This is a genomic window from Ignavibacteriales bacterium (assembly GCA_026390595.1).
In the GTDB taxonomy this organism is placed as follows: domain Bacteria; phylum Bacteroidota; class Ignavibacteria; order UBA10030; family UBA10030; genus UBA9647.
Window position 1 is genome coordinate 34,806 of record JAPLFQ010000006.1, and the last position, 17,907, is coordinate 52,712.

12 protein-coding genes are annotated in these 17,907 nt (G+C 54.0%); all 12 read left to right on the top strand.

The window, feature by feature from the left end; translation table 11 throughout:
- On the top strand, positions 1-1,758 hold the full coding sequence (locus NTU47_02080; GenBank protein ID MCX6132577.1) for a universal stress protein: 1,758 nt from the start codon (positions 1-3) through the stop codon (positions 1,756-1,758).
- Between the two features lie 316 nt (positions 1,759-2,074).
- Complete coding sequence (locus NTU47_02085; protein MCX6132578.1) at positions 2,075-3,832, top strand: universal stress protein; 1,758 nt, start codon at positions 2,075-2,077, stop codon at positions 3,830-3,832.
- Between the two features lie 343 nt (positions 3,833-4,175).
- Positions 4,176-5,708 (top strand): amino acid permease, encoded by a 1,533-nt coding sequence (locus tag NTU47_02090; protein ID MCX6132579.1) that lies wholly within the window; start codon positions 4,176-4,178, stop codon positions 5,706-5,708.
- Complete coding sequence (locus NTU47_02095) at positions 5,705-7,153, top strand: amino acid permease (protein MCX6132580.1); 1,449 nt, start codon at positions 5,705-5,707, stop codon at positions 7,151-7,153. Before NTU47_02090 ends, NTU47_02095 begins: the two co-directional genes overlap by 4 nt.
- 41 nt (positions 7,154-7,194) lie before the next feature.
- Positions 7,195-8,406: a cation:dicarboxylase symporter family transporter gene (locus NTU47_02100; protein MCX6132581.1), complete on the top strand. Its 1,212-nt coding sequence runs from the start codon at positions 7,195-7,197 to the stop codon at positions 8,404-8,406.
- 123 nt (positions 8,407-8,529) lie between these two features.
- A complete protein-coding gene (locus NTU47_02105; GenBank protein ID MCX6132582.1) occupies positions 8,530-10,695 on the top strand; it encodes a sodium-translocating pyrophosphatase in 2,166 nt (721 codons plus the stop codon).
- Between the two features lie 173 nt (positions 10,696-10,868).
- Positions 10,869-12,422, top strand: coding sequence for an amino acid permease (locus tag NTU47_02110; GenBank protein ID MCX6132583.1), 1,554 nt, complete (start codon positions 10,869-10,871; stop codon positions 12,420-12,422).
- A 33-nt stretch (positions 12,423-12,455) separates the two neighbouring features.
- Entirely contained in the window at positions 12,456-13,934 is a 1,479-nt protein-coding gene (locus NTU47_02115) for an amino acid permease (protein MCX6132584.1), read from the top strand.
- Positions 13,931-14,485 carry an inorganic diphosphatase gene (locus NTU47_02120; GenBank protein ID MCX6132585.1) on the top strand — a complete coding sequence of 185 codons (555 nt, stop codon included), beginning with the start codon at positions 13,931-13,933 and terminating at the stop codon, positions 14,483-14,485. Before NTU47_02115 ends, NTU47_02120 begins: the two co-directional genes overlap by 4 nt.
- 102 nt (positions 14,486-14,587) lie before the next feature.
- Positions 14,588-15,514, top strand: a complete 927-nt coding sequence (locus NTU47_02125; GenBank protein MCX6132586.1) for a TerC family protein — start codon at positions 14,588-14,590, stop codon at positions 15,512-15,514.
- 320 nt (positions 15,515-15,834) lie between these two features.
- Positions 15,835-16,812 carry a phosphatase PAP2 family protein gene (locus NTU47_02130; protein MCX6132587.1) on the top strand — a complete coding sequence of 326 codons (978 nt, stop codon included), beginning with the start codon at positions 15,835-15,837 and terminating at the stop codon, positions 16,810-16,812.
- Positions 16,813-16,871: 59 nt separating this feature from the next.
- Entirely contained in the window at positions 16,872-17,852 is a 981-nt protein-coding gene (locus NTU47_02135; protein MCX6132588.1) for a phosphatase PAP2 family protein, read from the top strand.
- Positions 17,853-17,907: the final 55 nt, after the last annotated feature.

Genomic DNA, 17,907 nt, shown 5'->3' on the forward strand with positions numbered 1-17,907 from the left:
TTGTCTTCTGAAAGTGTTGACATCTCATCGACTCCTCACGGAGTCGCCCGACTAGCGACCAGCCGTCCACGCGTTCTCGGTTGGCTCCGAAGTGCCGCCATCCTCGATGGAGATTGGGGTACGAGCGTCGCCTATGTCATGGGCATCGGGTTTGCCCTGGCTGGGTACAGCAGTTTCTGGCACCTCTCGGCAATGATGGGGCTGACCTCTCTCGTCGCCATCAACTACATCACGATCTGCCGTTTGTACCCCAATGGCGGCGGTGTCTATGGGTCTGTCTACCATCGGTCACAACTCCTCGCCGTAGTCGGAGCGCTCCTTCTCGCAGCAGATTACATTATCACGATGGCCTTGTCGATCCTGGACGCGTGCCATTATTTTGGCGTTGAAAGCCCCGTTCTGTGGGCGATTGTCATTATTTGTGTAATTGCCGCTCTCAACTGGTTTGGCCCGAAGCACTCCGGCGGACTCGCGTTACTGATCACGGCGATCACAGTCATTGCGCTCCTCGTTATCGTAGTCATGTCTGCACCCGCAGCACTTTCTTCTCCGAGAATCGACCTGCCGAAGGGAGGATTCCTCCACAACTGGGGAATATTCACCGGGTTTATTCTGAGCCTTTCCGGCATCGAGGCTATCTCAAACATGACGGGTTTGATGAAGGATCCGACGAGAGACTCGCGAAGAGCCATTCTTTCGGTTCTCATGAAGGTTCTCATCGTGAATGGCTTCCTCGGACTTGCAATGCTCGCCGTTCAGGGTTTGACGCCGGGGGATCATCTTGAGGACATGATCCGGTTTCTCGGTGAACACTACGTTGGTGAATGGTTCGGATGGGTCATCGCAGCGTCTTTGGGCGTCCTTCTGATCTCAGCAGGAAACACGGCGTTGAACGGACTCATCTCTGTGCAGTTCCTCATGTCGGTCGATAGTGAGCTGCCGCCATCGCTCAGAATTCTGAACCGGCACGGTGTCCCCATTGTCCCGCTTCTCCTGTCCACCGCAATCCCAATCGTGGTGTTGCTCCTGGTCGGGAATGTTGAAACGCTGTCCCATCTCTATGCAATCGGGCTGGTCGGAGCGATGACAATCAACCTCGGATCGACGGCCACGGACAAATCCATCAAGCTCCGCACTATGGTGCGGGTGTTCATGGCAATCTCTGCAACCGTGCTCCTGCTTATTGAAATCTCGATCGCAGTCAACAAGGTCCAGGCTGCGTTGTTTGCGTCCGCTATTCTTGTTACAGGTCTGAGCGCCCGTGCGATCGTGAAGGCCCGTGCGAAGATTCCGGTGCCGGCAGTGGAAGCAGTGCCGGAGGCCGCGGCACCTGCCCGGCGGCGACGCCGATCTATCCCCAGCAGGAAATATTTGCTGGCGCTGAAAGACGTCAATGAAAAACTGATCAGGTTCGCGATTGACGAGGCCAAGGCGCGTAATGCATTCCTGTTCATCCTTCGAGTGAAGGAAATAGCTGTTGGTACGTTGCCGGCACAGTTGGAGATGCCGACGAACGGTCAGGAGAAGTTGATCGACCGTATTTGTGCGGAAGCCGGGCTCGATTATCAATCTGTCCAGATCCCAAGTTATGACGTGGGCTATACGATCGCCGAGCAGGCAGCGACCTTCGGTGTTGAGCGGGTCATCATCGGAGCGCAACAGCGGAGCCGGCTTGAGTATGTGCTGAAGGGAAGTGTCATGCGCGCTTTGAACAGCCTTCTCCCGGAGGATGTTCAACTTGTCATCTATGGCGGTTAGCACGAAAAAGGTCACGATATTCCACATCGCAATGATCATTCTGACTGATTTTCGAATAATTGTACTTCAAGAAATCATCCTCGCCCCCATTGTCTGACTCCCGAGATCTGCCTGGCTTCCATTGAGATACGAATGACGAAATCGCCAAACGGCCAAATCTATTTGATTTGATGGCCGAAAATGGTCGATTTTCGCCGGTTCTTCAATTACTTATTGCGGAATAAGAGATAATAATGTAAGATAGACCCGCCTCAGGAAGGAAGGCCGGGGTATCAAAACCCTGGCTTTCCTATTTTTATAGTATTTCGCATTGACGTTGTCCTCTGAAAGTTCTGACATCTCATCGACTCCACACGGAGTCACCCGTCTAGCAACCAGCCGTCCGCGCGTTCTCGGCTGGCTTCGCAGCGCCGCCATTCTTGATGGAGATTGGGGTACCAGCGTTGCCTATGTTATGGGCATCGGGTTTGCTCTGGCTGGCTATAGCAGCTTCTGGCATCTCTCTGCAATGATGGCACTGACATCTCTCGTCGCCATCAATTACATCACCATTTGCCGGCTTTATCCCAATGGCGGAGGAGTGTATAGCTCCGTCTACCACAGGTCGAAACTTCTGGCTGTTGTTGGAGCCCTTCTTCTCGCTGCCGACTACATTGTCACAATGGCGCTTTCGGTTCTGGACGCCTGCCACTATTTCGGGCTTGAGAACCCGGTTCTGTGGGCTATTGTCGTCATCCTGGCCATCGGGGCGTTGAACTGGTTTGGTCCAAAGCATTCAGGAGGATTGGCTCTTCTCATCACCGCGTTCACTCTCGTAACCCTTTTCGTCGTGATCGTTGCGTCTGCACCTACTGCAATCGCATCCGCCAGAATCGATGCTCCCCAGGGTGGACTCATGCATAACTGGGGGATTTTCACAGGGTTCATTCTGAGCCTCTCGGGAATTGAAGCAATTTCCAACATGACGGGCTTGATGAAAGACCCGACCCGGGATTCTCGCAAGGCCATACTGGCGATACTTGTGAAGGTTTTGATCGTCAACGCGTTTCTTGGGTTGGCGATGCTTGCCATTCAGGGATTAAAACCTGGAGACTACCTCGAAGACATGATCAGGTTCCTTGCAGAACACTATGTCGGGAAGTGGTTTGGTTTGGTTATCGCCTCGTCACTGGGGGTATTGCTCATCTCGGCTGGCAATACAGCACTCAACGACCTGATCTCCATACAGTTCCTGATGTCGGTAGACAAGGAGCTGCCTTCTTCGTTGAGGATTCTCAATCGACATGGCGTCCCGATTGTTCCACTTGCTGTCGCGACGCTCGTTCCCATCATAGTCCTTCTCGTAATCGGCAACATCGAAATGCTCTCCCACCTGTATGCGATCGGTCTCGTGGGGGCCATGACGATCAATCTTGGTTCGACGGCTACTGACAAGAGCATCAAGCTGAAATCACTGGTTCGCGGATTCATGATGGTTTCAGCGACCGTCCTTCTTCTCATCGAAGTTTCCATCGCGATCAACAAGACGCAGGCTGTGATTTTCGCTTCCTCCATTCTTGTCGTCGGTCTGGGGGCGCGCACTCTTGCCAGGCGCCGCTACCGTGAAATCCCAACCGTACCCGAGGTCGCCGAAGTCTCCGCCCCACGGCCGATGCGCAAGCCAAGGAAGATACCGAGCACCCGGTACCTCCTGGCGATGAAAGAGTTGAACGAGAAACTTCTTCGATTTGCGATCGAAGAAGCCGAATCGCGCAACGCGTTCCTGTTTGTTCTCAGGGTCAAGGAAATCGCCGTCGGTGCATTGCCGGCTCAGTTAGAGATGCCAACGAACGGACAGGAACAGAAGATCGAGCAGATCTGCTACGATGCAGGGATCGATTACCGGTCTGTCAGGATCCCCAGTTACGATGTCGGGTATACGATCGCCGAACAAGCGGCGACATTCGGCGTCGAACGGGTCATCATTGGTGCTGAACAACGGAGCAGGCTTGAGTATGCGCTGAAGGGAAGCGTCATGAGATCGCTCAGCAACCTGTTACCTGAAGATGTTCAGCTTGTCATTTTTGGCGGCTGATCCACACTCTTCATCCCATCTTCTTCCCCTCAGTTCAAATTCCTCTTGGACATTCGCATAATAATTGGTATCGTTTTCGATCAGAACCGTGGAAGCTTGGAGGAAGACCTCATTCTTGCCACAAAGTCACCCCGCCAGAACGCGTAGCCTGCCCGCCTCTGGTGGCTCCAACTGGCAGGCGGGCGGGCTGGCTGGCAAGCCACGAAGGATTCGATGTCGATTCTTCTACTCTTTGCGCTTCTTTGAGTCTTGTGGCATGACTTTCCGCCCACATCTCTAAGATTTGCAGTTGTTCCATCGCTGTCGAAATTCTCAAATCCCCACCAACAAAGCGGGACACGGAATGGCGATTCAGATATTTCGCAGAAAGACCCTCGACCGCATTGCTGAAGATGCGGAGCGTTCGACCGAAACACACCTTAAGCGAACGTTAGGCGCTCTCGATCTCGTGTCGCTCGGCATCGGAGCGATCATCGGCACCGGCATTTTCGCTGTCATCGGCACGGCGGCGGCCGGCGGGCCGAGCCACCTCGGTGCCGGCCCCGGCGTCATGCTCTCCTTCATCATCACGGCACTTGCGTGCGGGTTTTGCGCGCTCTGTTATGCGGAGTTTGCCGCTCTTGTCCCCATCTCCGGGAGCGCGTACACGTATTCGTACGCGACACTTGGCGAGATCGTTGCGTGGATCATTGGATGGGACCTGATTATCGAATACGCAGTTGGCAATGTGGCTGTGGCTATTGCATGGGCTGCGTATTTTCATCAACTCTTTGCCGGACTGGGTGTGCACATCCCGGCCTGGCTCGCTGTAGACTTTCGTTCTGCCCACCAGGCGGCGGACGCGGTCGCTGCGGCCGGAGGTACCGTTTCCCTTGACCTCGTACTCCCCTTCGAGGCATGGCAGACCCATCCCACGATTTTTGGCGTTCCTGTGATTTTCAATTTCCTTGCGATCGGGATCGTCGCGCTCGTGACGTGGATTCTTGTCATCGGCGTCAAGGAGTCTTCCCGTGCGAACAACATCATGGTGGCCCTGAAACTGGTCATCCTTGTATTCTTCATCGGGGTTGGGGCATTCTATGTGAAGCCAGCCAACTGGACCCCGTTCATGCCCAATGGATTTGCAGGAGTGTGGACGGGCGCGAGTCTCATCTTCTTCGCCTTCATCGGGTTCGATGCAATCTCCACCGCGGCAGAGGAATGCAAGAATCCAGGAAGGGACATGCCGATTGGGATCATCGGTTCACTCATCGTCTGTACCTTCATCTATATAGCAACGGCAGCTGTCCTTACCGGTATGGAACCATGGAATCAGCTTGGTGTCGCTGACCCCCTCGCGGCTGTCTTCGCACGCCTCGGACTCAATTGGGCGGCAGGCATTGTTTCCCTCGGAGCCGTAATTTCGATGACTGCAGTGCTGCTTGTTTTCCAGCTCGGTCAACCGAGAATCTTCTTCTCGATGTCGCGGGATGGCTTATTGCCGAAATATTTCGCGAAAGTGCATCCAAAATATCAGACACCGCATGTGACAACCATTTGGACCGGCGTTGTTGTCGCTGTCGTCGCGTCGATCGCCAATATCAATGAAATCGTTGAACTCACGAACATCGGAACTCTCTTCGCATTCGTGCTCGTCTGTGCCGGCATCATCATCTTGCGACGCACCGATCCTGATCGTCCGCGCGTGTTCAGAACGCCCTTTGTCCCGTGGGTACCGCTGCTCGGTATCGCCATGTGTCTTTACCTGATGATGGGATTGCCTCTCATCACCTGGATCCGCTTCGGCATCTGGCTGCTGGTGGGTATGGTTCTCTACTTCACCTATGGGTTCTGGAAAAGCAGGATTCGAATTCATGAAGAGGGGATACAGAAATGAGTGATCCTATCACCCCTGGAGCAGCGAAATCGGGGCCTCCTCAATTGCTTCGTGTCCTTGGATTGCGCGAAGGCATTTCGATCCATATGGGAGTGATCATCGGCTCGGGTATCTTCATCGTCCCCGCCACCATTGCCGGCCATCTTCACGCGATGGGCCCGATCATGCTCGTGTGGGTAGTGGCAGGGATGCTGACGCTCTTTGGTGCTTTGACACTGGCAGAGTTGAGTTCGGTATTACCACAGGCAGGGGGACCGTACATCTATCTCAAGCACAGCTTTGGTCGCGTGTGGGGATTCCTCTTCAGCTGGAACGACTATTTCATCAACAAAGCCGGCTCGGCTGCTGCCATCGCTGTGGCATTTGCCACGTATCTTGGCTATTTCATTCCCGCCTTAAGTCCTGCCAACACCATGCTGAAAGGGGAGTGGTCCCTCTTCGGCCACCCCATGGAGTTCTCGTTCGGCTGGATTCAAATAGTGGCCATTGGGACGATAGCACTCGTTACGTTTATCAACGTGCGTGGCGTGAAGTTTGGCGGATGGGTGATGAATATCTTCACCAGCGCGAAAGTCCTGGCTCTCATAGGACTTATTCTGGCGGTCGTTTTCGCGGGTAAAGGGAGCAGTTCAAACTACCTTCCGTGGTGGCCCGAAGAGTGGACAAGCCATATGACAGCGGCATTCGGGCTTGCCATGATATCGGCACTGTGGGCTTATGACGGCTGGATTGACGTGACGCTCACGGCCGGAGAGTTTAAAAACCCGGAACGCAACGTCCCGATGTCTCTGTTGATCGGGACAGTCGCAGTGATCGTGCTCTACATTTCAGCGAATCTGGCATTTGCCTATGTGATCCCCATTGATTCGATGGCCGGTTCTCCCCGCATCGCTGCCGAAGTGGCGCAGACTGTGCTGGGTCCGGTTGGCGCCTCGCTGATTGTCATCGGCATCATGTGCTCCACGTTCGGAACAACGAACGGCATGCTGCTCGGAGGTCCGCGCTCGATCTACGCTGCCGGATCAGACGGCACATTTTCGAAATCGTTTGGAAAGGTGCATCCGCAATATCACAGCCCTTACATAGCAATCATCTCGCTCGGTGTCTGGGGATCTCTCCTTACATTCAGCGGAACCTATGAGCAGATCACCTCCTACGTTGTCTTCGGCTCGTGGGCTTTCTATGCAATGACTGCCGTGAGCGTGATCGTTTTGCGGCGCAAGATGCCAAACGCTGCCAGACCTTACAAAGCGTGGGGGTATCCGTATGCAACGCTTCTGTTCGTTGGAATTGCCACCTGGTTTATCTACAACACCCTGGTCGAGGATACGAGAAACGCCGTGATCGGCATTGTTCTTCTTCTCGTTTCTCTTCCTTTCTATTATTACTGGACACGTACCACACGGCCGGCCGACGGCGCGGGGGATACAACCTCTTCCACATAGCTGCCAAGGCTGTGAGTGCTACCTCAGATGAGTGAATCACAATGAAACTCCCAAAACTATCGCTGACTCAATGGATCTTCGTGGGAATGGCATCCGGCCTGCTCATCGGCTGGCTTGCCCCGGAATTTGCCGTTGAACTTCGTCCCTTCAGCACCGTATTTCTCAGGCTCATCAAGTCGATTGTCGCTCCGCTGATTTTCGCTACGCTCGTCGTCGGCATCGCCGGGCATGGCGATTTGAAACAGGTGGGAAGAATGGGAGTGAAGGCAATTGTGTACTTTGAAGTTGTAACCACACTTGCCCTGATCATCGGACTTGTTGTTGTCAATGTCATCAAGCCGGGAGTGGGGGCATCACTCCAGGCGGCATCGGGCGTGGGTGAGCTCGTTGCCAAGAAGCAGACGTTTGGGGATGTTCTCACGCATGTGTTTCCGCAGAGCTTTTTCGAAGCTGCCGCGAACGGAGAAGTGCTGCAAGTCGTGGTGTTCACGCTGATTTTCAGCATTGCTCTTGCGATGATTGCGAAGGAAAAACGGGAAGTCATACTGCAGTTCTGTGATTCGCTGGCCGAGACGATGTTCAAGTTCACAAACATCGTGATGAAATATGCGCCGGTCGGTGTTGCTGCGGCGATCGCCGTGACGGTTGGTAACAAGGGGCTCTCTGTTCTTGTCAATCTCGGACTCCTGGTGCTTTCCTTGTATCTTGCGCTCACGATCTTCGTCGTCTTTGTTTTCGGCGGCGTTGCGTTGATGTTCAGAATACCGATCCGCAGATTTTTCAACGCGGTCAAAGAACCGGCTCTCATTGCATTTTCCACAACCAGTTCGGAGGCGGCGCTCCCAAAGGCGATGCTTGCAATGGAGGCGCTCGGCGTCCCGCGACGGATCGTCTCGTTCGTCATACCAACGGGGTACAGTTTCAACCTTGACGGATCGTCGCTGTATCTCTCGCTCGCGGCCATGTTCGTTGCACAAGCAGCAGGCATCGATCTCTCCATTGGCCAGCAATGTGTGATCGTGTTGACTCTTATGCTGACAAGCAAAGGCGTCGCAGGTGTCTCGCGGGCTGCTCTTGTTGTTCTTGCGGGCACGCTGGCCAGCTTCGGGTTGCCCCTGGAGGGAGTGGCAGTGCTTCTGGGCGTTGATCAATTGATGGATATGGGACGGACGATGGTCAACGTTGTGGGCAACTGTCTGGCGACCGTGGTTGTTGCAAAGTGGGAGGGGGAGTTCAAACTGTCCGAGTCATGAGGATTCTGCAATTTTCCCGATTTTGGGATTTCGAGTTGGTAAAGTATTTTGTAAATTACTCCCGCCTACTTTACGATTACCCCCCTACGTACACCATTTGTAAGAAAGGATACAGAGGGATATATGGAATTGTATCTCGTTCTTGGCATTAGTGTCCTCGGGCTTCTGTTTGCGCTGTACCTGATGCGCGATGTGCTGCGGCGCGACGTTGGAACAGAACGGATGAGAGAGATCTCAGACGCGATCAAGGCGGGCGCAGAAGCGTTTCTCCGGCGCCAAAACCGGACGATCGCGATTCTCGCTTTCGCACTTGCCGCCCTTATTTACATCCTGTACGCCTTTGTTCGAACGCCGACTGTGCATGATCCGGCGGGTCCCGCAGCGCTCGCATTTTGGACAACGCTCTCATTTGTTCTCGGCGCTACGTGCTCCGTCGCCGCCGGTTACATGGGAATGTGGATCTCGATTCGCAGCAATATCAGGACTGCATCTGAAGCACTGAAGGGCATCAACGGTGCTCTCCAGACGGCGTTGCGCGGAGGAGCAGTATCGGGATTCTTTGTCGTCGCGATGAGCTTGCTTGGTGTTGCCGGACTTTTCGCCATTGTAAGCTACTACGACGTGACAAAAGACCTTTCGAAGATCCCGCTTCTCATCGTCGGATATGGATTTGGGGCGAGCTTTGTGGCGCTCTTTGCCCAGCTCGGCGGGGGAATCTACACCAAGGCAGCCGATGTCGGCGCTGATCTTGTCGGCAAGGTGGAGGCTGGAATTCCCGAAGATGACCCGCGCAATCCGGCGGTGATCGCGGACCTCGTCGGTGACAATGTCGGAGATTGTGCGGGCCGCGGTGCTGACCTTTTCGAATCGACTGCTGCAGAAAATATCGGTGCGATGATTCTGGCTGCGGGACTCTACACATCGAACGCGAGCTATTTCGAGAGCCGTGGTATGACTCTTGTCAGCGTTCTTCTGTTCCCGCTGGTTGCCCGTGCGTTTGGCATTATCGCATCGGCAGTTGGAATCATGGTTGTGAAGACGAACGAACAGGAAGATCCGATGCAGGCCCTGAACCGCGGGTACTACGTTGCCGCGGGACTCGCGATGGTCGGGTTCTTCTTCTCCTCGCGGTGGCTGCTGGGAAGCGAATACTACTTCAACTTCTTCCTCTGCGGAGTCATCGGCGTGCTGACCTCGATTGCGTTCGTTTACATCACGCAGTACTACACCGACTATACACATCGCCCCGCGATCTCCATTGCGGAAGCCTCACAGACCGGACCGGCCACGACGATCATTTCTGGTCTGGCGGTTGGGATGGAATCGACGGGGTTGCCGGTACTTGTCATCGGCGCTGCGATTGTCTCCACATATTATCTCGGCCAGTTTTCGGGCTTGATGCACGCAGGATTGTTCGGGACTGCAGTTGGGACCATGGGCATGCTGGGAACAGCCGCATATATTCTCGCGATGGACACGTTCGGACCCATCACGGACAATGCGGGCGGCATCGTTGAAATGAGTCAGCAGTCCGAGGAAGTCCGCAAGAAGACAGACCGCCTGGATGCAGTCGGCAACACGACAAAGGCCTTGACGAAAGGATACGCTGTCGGTTCAGCCGGTCTTGCTGCATTCCTGTTGTTCAGCGCGTTTTTCGATGAAGTGCGCAACTACGGATTCGACTTGCGGGGTATCGACCTGTCGAAACCTGCAGTGTTTGTCGGTGCGATGTTGGGGGCAATGCTCGTCTTCCTTTTCTCTTCGCTGGCTATTCGTGCTGTCGGACGAGCGGCGTATGCGGTCATTAATAATGTCCGTGAGCAGTTCAGGAACAATCCAGGCATCATGCAGGGAACATCGAAGCCCGACTACGGTCAGTGTGTCGATATCGTGACGAAATCGGCATTGAAGGAAATGATCCTTCCAGGTCTCCTCGTTGTCTTTATGACGCTCGCGGTTGGAATCGGTTTCCGATGGCTTTATGTGCTGACAGGCAGCCCAGCTGACGGTGCGACGGGCGCAGAAGTGATAGGGGGCTATCTGATGGTCGCCACGATCACAGGAATCCTCATGGCACTGTTCATGAACAACGGCGGTGGCGCATGGGACAACGCAAAGAAGCTCATAGAAACCGGAATGTTCGGCGGCAAACGGTCAGAAGCTCACAAAGCTGCGGTCGTCGGCGACACGGTCGGTGATCCATTCAAGGACACAGCAGGCCCATCGCTCCACGTTCTGATCAAATTGCTGAGCACGATCACACTTGTTCTCGCTCCGTTGTTCATCTAGACCAGAAGCTCAGAAGGAAATTCGAATGAGAAAGCCGTCCCGAGAATTACTCGGGGCGGCTTCGCTGTTTCCAGGGGCAGTATTCGCTTGTTTCCGAGTGCAAAAACAATTAGAATTGACAATTGAATTCTCCCATTTGACCAGCTTTTTCATCAACAAAGGAGGTTCGTCGTATGAGTAATCGGAGTCCTTGGTTATCTCGTCTCTTGGTCAACAAGCCGCTCGATGTATTGCTCAAAGAGTCGCAGGAAAGCGGTGAGCACAGCCTGAAGCGCGTTCTTGGACCGGTCAATCTCATTACACTCGGCATCGGAGCGATCATCGGCGCAGGGATTTTCGTCCTGACTGGTTCAGCTGCCGCAAACTACGCCGGCCCCGCGATTGTTCTCTCATTTGTGCTTGCAGGCACGGCCTGCCTGTTCGCGGGCTTGTGCTACGCCGAGTTTGCGTCGCTCATACCCATTGCTGGTTCGGCCTACACCTACGGTTATGCAACCCTGGGCGAGTTGTTCGCGTGGATAATCGGGTGGGACCTGATTCTCGAATATGCTTTCGGCGCCGCAACAGTTTCCTCGGGATGGAGCGGATATTTCCTCAGTTTCATGAGCGATATTGGTGTCCACATTCCAGCTGCATTGACCGCTTCACCCGGAACTGCGCTGGTTCAATACAACGGAAACTGGGAGCACCTGGCGCGCATGCAGAATACCTTTCAAACGCTCGGTATCGATGCCGCAACGCTCCCGCAGATGACGGCCTCCTTCAATCTCGTTGCATTCATCGCTGTACTTGCCGTTACAACGATCCTCGTCATCGGCATCAAAGAATCAGCCAACTTCAATTCGGCAATTGTGATTGTGAAGGTTGGTATCGTGCTGGTGTTTATCGCCATTGCCGGTGCATATGTTATCCAGCATCCGGATACAACGATAAATGTGAACTGGAAGAATTTCATTCCACCCAACACAGGTGATTGGGGAAGTTTCGGTTGGTCAGGAATTGCACGTGCGGCCAGCGTTATCTTCTTTGCTTATATTGGCTTCGACGCAGTCTCGACGGCGGCTCAGGAAGCGAAGAATCCTCAGAAAGACATGCCGATCGGCATCATGGGATCGCTGCTTATCTGTACGATTCTCTACATCGTAGTCTCCGGACTTCTCACAGCGATTGTTCCATACTCAAGCTTGAATGTCGCAGAGCCGGTCGCAGTCGGGATCGATGCAACAGGCGTGAAGTGGGGAAGCTATCTCGTCAAGGTCGGGGCGATCTTCGGACTGGGCACGGTCATGCTCGTTATGCTTCTCGGTCAATCGAGGGTGTTCTACTCGATGTCGCGTGATGGTCTGCTTCCGAGGTGGGCTGGCAAAGTGCATCCAAAGTTCCGGACTCCGTATGTTTCCACAATCCTCGTCGGAGTCTTCGTAGCGTTCTTTGGCGCATTGCTGCCGATCAACATCCTTGGAGAACTGGTGAGTATCGGCACGCTCCTGGCGTTTGTTATCGTCTGTGCAGGAATCTTGATTCTCAGGAAACGCCGGCCAGATTTACACCGACCATTCAAGACTCCCTGGGTACCATTCGTGCCAATCATGGGGATCGTGATCTCGGGTCTGTTGATGTTGAGTTTGCCATTCGATACCTGGCTTCGCTTGATCATTTGGCTGGTGATTGGGCTCATCATCTACTTCTCATACGGGCGTCATCACAGCGTCCATCAAAAAGCGTAGCACGAAAAGCACACAACAGTAACCGACGGAGTCATGCCAAACCAGGAACTGCCGCGTGAGTTCAAGCACGGACTTGGACTGCTCGATTCCACCATGATCGTCATTGGTTCGATGATCGGATCGGGCATCTTTATTGTCAGCGCTGACATTGCGCGGACCGTAGGTTCCCCCGGGCTTCTCCTGCTTGTCTGGCTCATCACAGGTGTGATCACAGTAATCGGCGCGCTCAGCTACGGGGAGCTCGCCGGGATGATGCCTCACGCAGGAGGACAGTACGTCTATCTGCGCGAGGCATATAATCCGCTCGTTGGATTCCTATACGGATGGACCTCGTTTCTTGTTATTCAAACCGGCACCATAGCTGCTGTTGCGGTTGCCTTCGCCAGATTCACCGCGGTCCTTATTCCCGGTCTCGGTGAAAACAACACCCTTCTTCACCTGTTCGGCCTTCGTATCTCGGCTGCCCAGGTGCTTGCCATCGCCTGCATCGCGCTGCTGACGTTTATCAATTCGCGGGGTCTCCGCGAAGGAAAGATTGTCCAGAATGTCTTTACGATTGCGAAAACGGCGGCGCTCGTCGGATTGATTCTGCTTGGCATTATCGTGGGGCGCAATGCCCACGCGATCGATGCCAACCTGGCCAACTTCTGGGCGGGAACATGGACGCATGTCTCAAGCGGCAAGATCGTCTCTGTGGAATCTCTCTCCGGATTTATGCTGCTCGCCGCCATCGGGACCTCGATGGTGGGCTCCCTGTTCTCGAGCGATGCCTGGAACAACATTACATTCACTGCCGGAGAAGTCATTAATCCAAAGCGCAATATCCCTCTCAGCCTCGCGCTCGGAACGGGAGTGGTAACAGTTCTCTATCTTCTTGCGAATGTCGCCTATATTCTCGTGCTGCCGGTAGTCGGTTCGCCGGATGCGGCAGACCTGGTCGGGAAGGGGATTCAGTATGCCAGTTCGGACCGGGTTGGGACCGCTGCTGTGACGATGGTCTTTGGTGAGCCCGCTGCAGTCATCATGGCAGTGCTTATCATGGTCTCCACGTTCGGATGCAGCAACGGGCTCATTCTCGCAGGTGCGCGTGTATATTATGCCATGGCGAAAGACGGGGTCTTTTTCACCAAGGTCGGCACACTCAGCAGCAGGTCTGTTCCCACGACGGCCCTTGTCGTTCAGGGAATTTGGGCAAGCCTCCTGTGCCTCTCGGGTACCTACGGTGACCTTCTCGATTACGTGATCTTCGCGGTTCTGATCTTCTATGTTCTCACGGTGATCGGCATATTCATACTCAGGAAGAAACGCCCTGACGTGGAGAGGCCGTACAAAGCATTTGGCTATCCGATCCTGCCGGGTCTGTACATTTTGTGCGCCTCCGCGATTGCCATCGATCTTCTGATCTACAAGACCGAGTACTCGGGGTCCGGACTGGTCATCGTTCTTCTCGGAATTCCGGCGTTCTATCTCTGGAAGATGTTCTCCGGTTCAAACAAAAGGCAACCACTGTGAATCTGAAATACCTCCCGATTGGTGACGAATCTCCCCGCGTCGTCAATGCTGTTGTTGAGCTTCCCAAGGGGAGTCGGAACAAGTACGAATACAACATGGACCTGGGCGTCTTTCAGCTGGATCGTGTTCTCTATTCATCCATGCATTATCCTGAGGCCTACGGGTTTATTCCCAGCACGTTGTACGAAGATGGAGATCCCATGGATGTGCTGATCGTTATCGACCAGCCATTGCAGACCGGGATCATGATCGAAGTGCGCCCGATTGGTATCCTGAAGATGGAAGACGAAAAAGGAACCGATGACAAAGTCATTTCTGTCGCGAAAGGGGATCCGACGTATTCCACGATCAGGTCGGTAAAAGAATTGCCGCGTCATACACTGATTGAGATCGAGCATTTCTTCACAAGCTACAAAGAGCTCGAAGGGAAACATGTCAAGAGTTTTGGCTGGCACGGAGTGGTGGAGGCGCGTCGGGCGGTCACAAGGGCCTCGAAAGCCTTCTCAAAGACCGTGCAGCTGAAATACCGCGACGGCGAGCCGGGACGTTGACCGTGATGTGCCTTTTGAATTTTAACGAGATGTTCATGCGCCAATTCTCATCGTCTCAAACGGCAGACCTATCCCCGCACCGGACTGGAGCGAACTGAAGCCATGGTTCCGGCCACACCTCTTCTGTACTTTATATTCACGGTCTTCATCATCGCCCTCTTGCTGGTCGACCTCGGACTATTCCAGCGCAAGGAACGTGAAATCAAGATCAAAGAAGCGCTCGGCTGGAGCGCCGTGTGGATTTCACTGGCACTTCTCTTCAATGTGGGGCTGTACATCTGGCATGGCAGGGAACCCGCGCTTCAGTTTTTGACGGGGTACCTGATCGAGCTTTCGCTGAGCGTCGACAATCTCTTCGTGTTTCTCCTCATCTTCATGTATTTCAAGGTACCCATGCAGTACCAGCACAAGGTCCTGTTTTGGGGAATTGTCGGCGCGCAGGTGATGAGAGGACTCCTCATCGGACTCGGTGTCACGCTGATCATGAAATTCCATTGGGTCTTGTATCTCTTTGGGATCTTTCTTGTGTTCACGGGTGTCAAGATGGCTTTCCAGGACGAGGCGGCAGAGATCAAACCGGAGCGTAATATCCTTGTCCGTCTATTCAGGAAATTTGTCCCGGTCACTTCAGGCTATCATGGTTCCCGGTTTTTCCTCAAGATCGAGGGACGCCGCTACGCGACACTGCTCTTCATTGTTGTTCTCGTCGTAGAAACCACCGATCTTCTCTTTGCGCTCGATTCCATTCCTGCGATTTTTGCGATCACCACCGACCCTTTCATTGTCTACACTTCGAACATCTTCGCGATTCTTGGACTTCGCTCGCTCTATTTTGCCCTCGCGGGGCTTATGAACCTCTTTCATTATCTCCGGATTGGCTTGGCGATCGTCCTGTCATTCGTTGGATTGAAGATGCTCCTTGCGGAAGTGTTTCCGATTCCAATTGCCATTACCCTTCTCATCGTCGGAGGCGTGATTGCCCTGTCGGTCGCCGCGTCCTTGATGTGGCCCAAAACGGAACAACCCTGATACTGTGCGGCAATGGAGCTTTGCACCGCTTCGTTGTACATTGCGACTGGGGCGCTATAATTCACACAATTCTTCTTCTTCTCCCTGATCCTTGCCACCGTCAACTATCGAGTATTCGAATCGCTCCCAGACCTGGCCGGGGGCTTCGAATCCAAGGGCAAGTCTGCCGGCTATCAGGCGTCTCTGCTGACTCCGCATTCAGAAAAACACTTCCAATTCAGGCTGTTTTATGTTAATTTTACGTTATTGTTTTTTTCAGGATGTGATGTGCGGCACTTTGGGCACATGCATACCTTCTTTGTGCTCAGCGAGAAAGTCTGATGAGACGTCGAAGTGAGAGCCGCATCGTGGGAAGATTCATGCTTTGTTGTTTCTTTTTTTTCATGCACACCGTGGCATGGTCTCAGCAACAACCCGTTGATTCATTCAAGAAACCCGCTGATACTCTTCTGGCGACAGGCCGTCAGGCGGTAGTAATTTCTCCGGCAGACTCAACGACGCTTCCGTTGCAGCAGCCGACCCTGAAATGGCACAGCATGATTACCAACCTGCCAGGCGATTGGAAGCAATACTTCACGCTCAAGTTTCAGACGAACAGAATCCCGGAGTTTGTCGGCTTGGGTGTCCTGACTGCGGGTTTGATTGTAACCGATGCCGCGACGTACGAGGTGTCCGACCGCTGGTACAAGAACTCCCAGACGGTTTCCGATGTCAGCAATTTTTTTGTGAGCCTCGGTGACGGAAAGTCGCAATTCGCATTGGCGGGCGCGTTTGCCGCATACGGATTGTTGAAAGATGACAATCGTGCTCTGCGGACAGGCAGCCAGATTGTACAAGCCGTTCTTGCTTCCGGCGCGGTGGTACAGGTTCTGAAGCACATCACGGGACGCGAGAGCCCTTTTGTCCGGACATCGCCCCTGGGCACGTGGCGGTTCTTCCCGGACCAGATTGACTACCACAAGCGCGTCCCGGCGTACGATGCGTTTCCTTCGGGACACATCTGCACAGCACTGGCGACCGTGATTGTCATAGCAGAGAATTACCCGGAGACGACATGGATCAGGCCTGTCGGATACATCATCAGCGGCCTTGTCGGTGTCGGAATGGTGAACCGCGGAATCCATTGGTATAGTGACTATCCACTTGGATTGGCGATTGGGTATGCGTTCGGCATGATTGCCGCACATCCGGAGGGAATTCTCTCGGCCGGTCCCGTGAACGAGAATGCTCCCCATGTGAGCATTGCTCCCGCGGTCAATGGAAATGGTGTAGGTTTGTCAATGGCGATTGTTTTCTGAGCAGCGGGGCTGGGAGCGGAGAGAGCGTACTTTCATTCAATTCAATCCCCACGAACACTATGATCCTTGCGACAGCTTCTTTTACGCTCGTCCGGATTTTCTCCATCACGCTCCTCGTGATCGCACTCACGCATGCCTGCATGAGCCAGGAGTTTGAGCGGCAGCCGGTGTTCTTCGATGACGATCTCCAGCAGATCAACCTGAACCTTCCGCTTGAGCAGCAACTCAATCTTGACATTCTCAACCGGCAGGAACCACTACGGTGGCACAGCATGTTCACGCAGCTGCCGAACAACTGGGCACGCAGCGCGGGCATATCACTGAAGATGGAGAGCGTTCCCGCCCTCGCCGGCATCGGTGTGTTGACGTTTTCGCTGATTCAAACAGATGAACACACATGGAGAAGCACTCGCAGACTCTACCGAACGTCGGAGACATTCTGCGAAGCGAGCGATTATGCCGTTGCGCTGGGGGATGGTCGGGTGCACCTGGGGATCGCGACAGCGTTTGCGGGATACGGATTGCTGGGGGATGATCCGAAAGCACTTCGTGTTGCCAGCCAGACTGTCGAAGCATTTCTTGCCACCGGGATTGCAGTACAGATCTTGAAACGTGTTACCGGCAGGGAAAGCCCCGCTGCCGCCTCAGCACACCGCACGGGCCGATGGAAATTCTTCCCACACCCCAGTAATTACGAGAGTTCCCCGCCCAGCTATTATGCTTTTCCATCGGGACACATCTCAACGACGATGGCCACGCTGACTGTCATTGCCGAGAACTATCCACAGGCACGGTGGATCAAGCCCGTTGGCTATACGCTCGTCGCCGTTCTCGGAGTGGGCCTGGTTGCAAAGGGCATGCATTGGTACAGCGATCTGCCGCTGGGTATTGCGCTTGGGTATATCTTCGGTAAGGTTGCCGCAAATCCTTCAATCCCCGACTTTGTGAAGGGACCGAATGAAAAAGGTGTCGATATTTCGATAACACCTCTTCTGGATGGAATGGGGGGCGGAGGGGTTCACCTCGCTATGGCATTCTAGCATCAACATCAAAGCAATACCACGAAGTCACGAAGACGCCGAGGTTCGGGTAAAT

Bases quoted from the DNA above. Each gene is read 5' to 3' on its own strand.
- NTU47_02090 (MCX6132579.1), top strand. From the start codon at position 4,176: ATGGCGATTCAGATATTTCGCAGAAAGACCCTCGACCGCATTGCTGAA.
- NTU47_02095 (MCX6132580.1), top strand. From the start codon at position 5,705: ATGAGTGATCCTATCACCCCTGGAGCAGCGAAATCGGGGCCTCCTCAA.
- NTU47_02100 (MCX6132581.1), top strand. From the start codon at position 7,195: ATGAAACTCCCAAAACTATCGCTGACTCAATGGATCTTCGTGGGAATG.
- NTU47_02105 (MCX6132582.1), top strand. From the start codon at position 8,530: ATGGAATTGTATCTCGTTCTTGGCATTAGTGTCCTCGGGCTTCTGTTT.
- NTU47_02110 (MCX6132583.1), top strand. From the start codon at position 10,869: ATGAGTAATCGGAGTCCTTGGTTATCTCGTCTCTTGGTCAACAAGCCG.
- NTU47_02115 (MCX6132584.1), top strand. From the start codon at position 12,456: ATGCCAAACCAGGAACTGCCGCGTGAGTTCAAGCACGGACTTGGACTG.
- NTU47_02125 (MCX6132586.1), top strand. From the start codon at position 14,588: ATGGTTCCGGCCACACCTCTTCTGTACTTTATATTCACGGTCTTCATC.
- NTU47_02130 (MCX6132587.1), top strand. From the start codon at position 15,835: ATGAGACGTCGAAGTGAGAGCCGCATCGTGGGAAGATTCATGCTTTGT.
- NTU47_02135 (MCX6132588.1), top strand. From the start codon at position 16,872: ATGATCCTTGCGACAGCTTCTTTTACGCTCGTCCGGATTTTCTCCATC.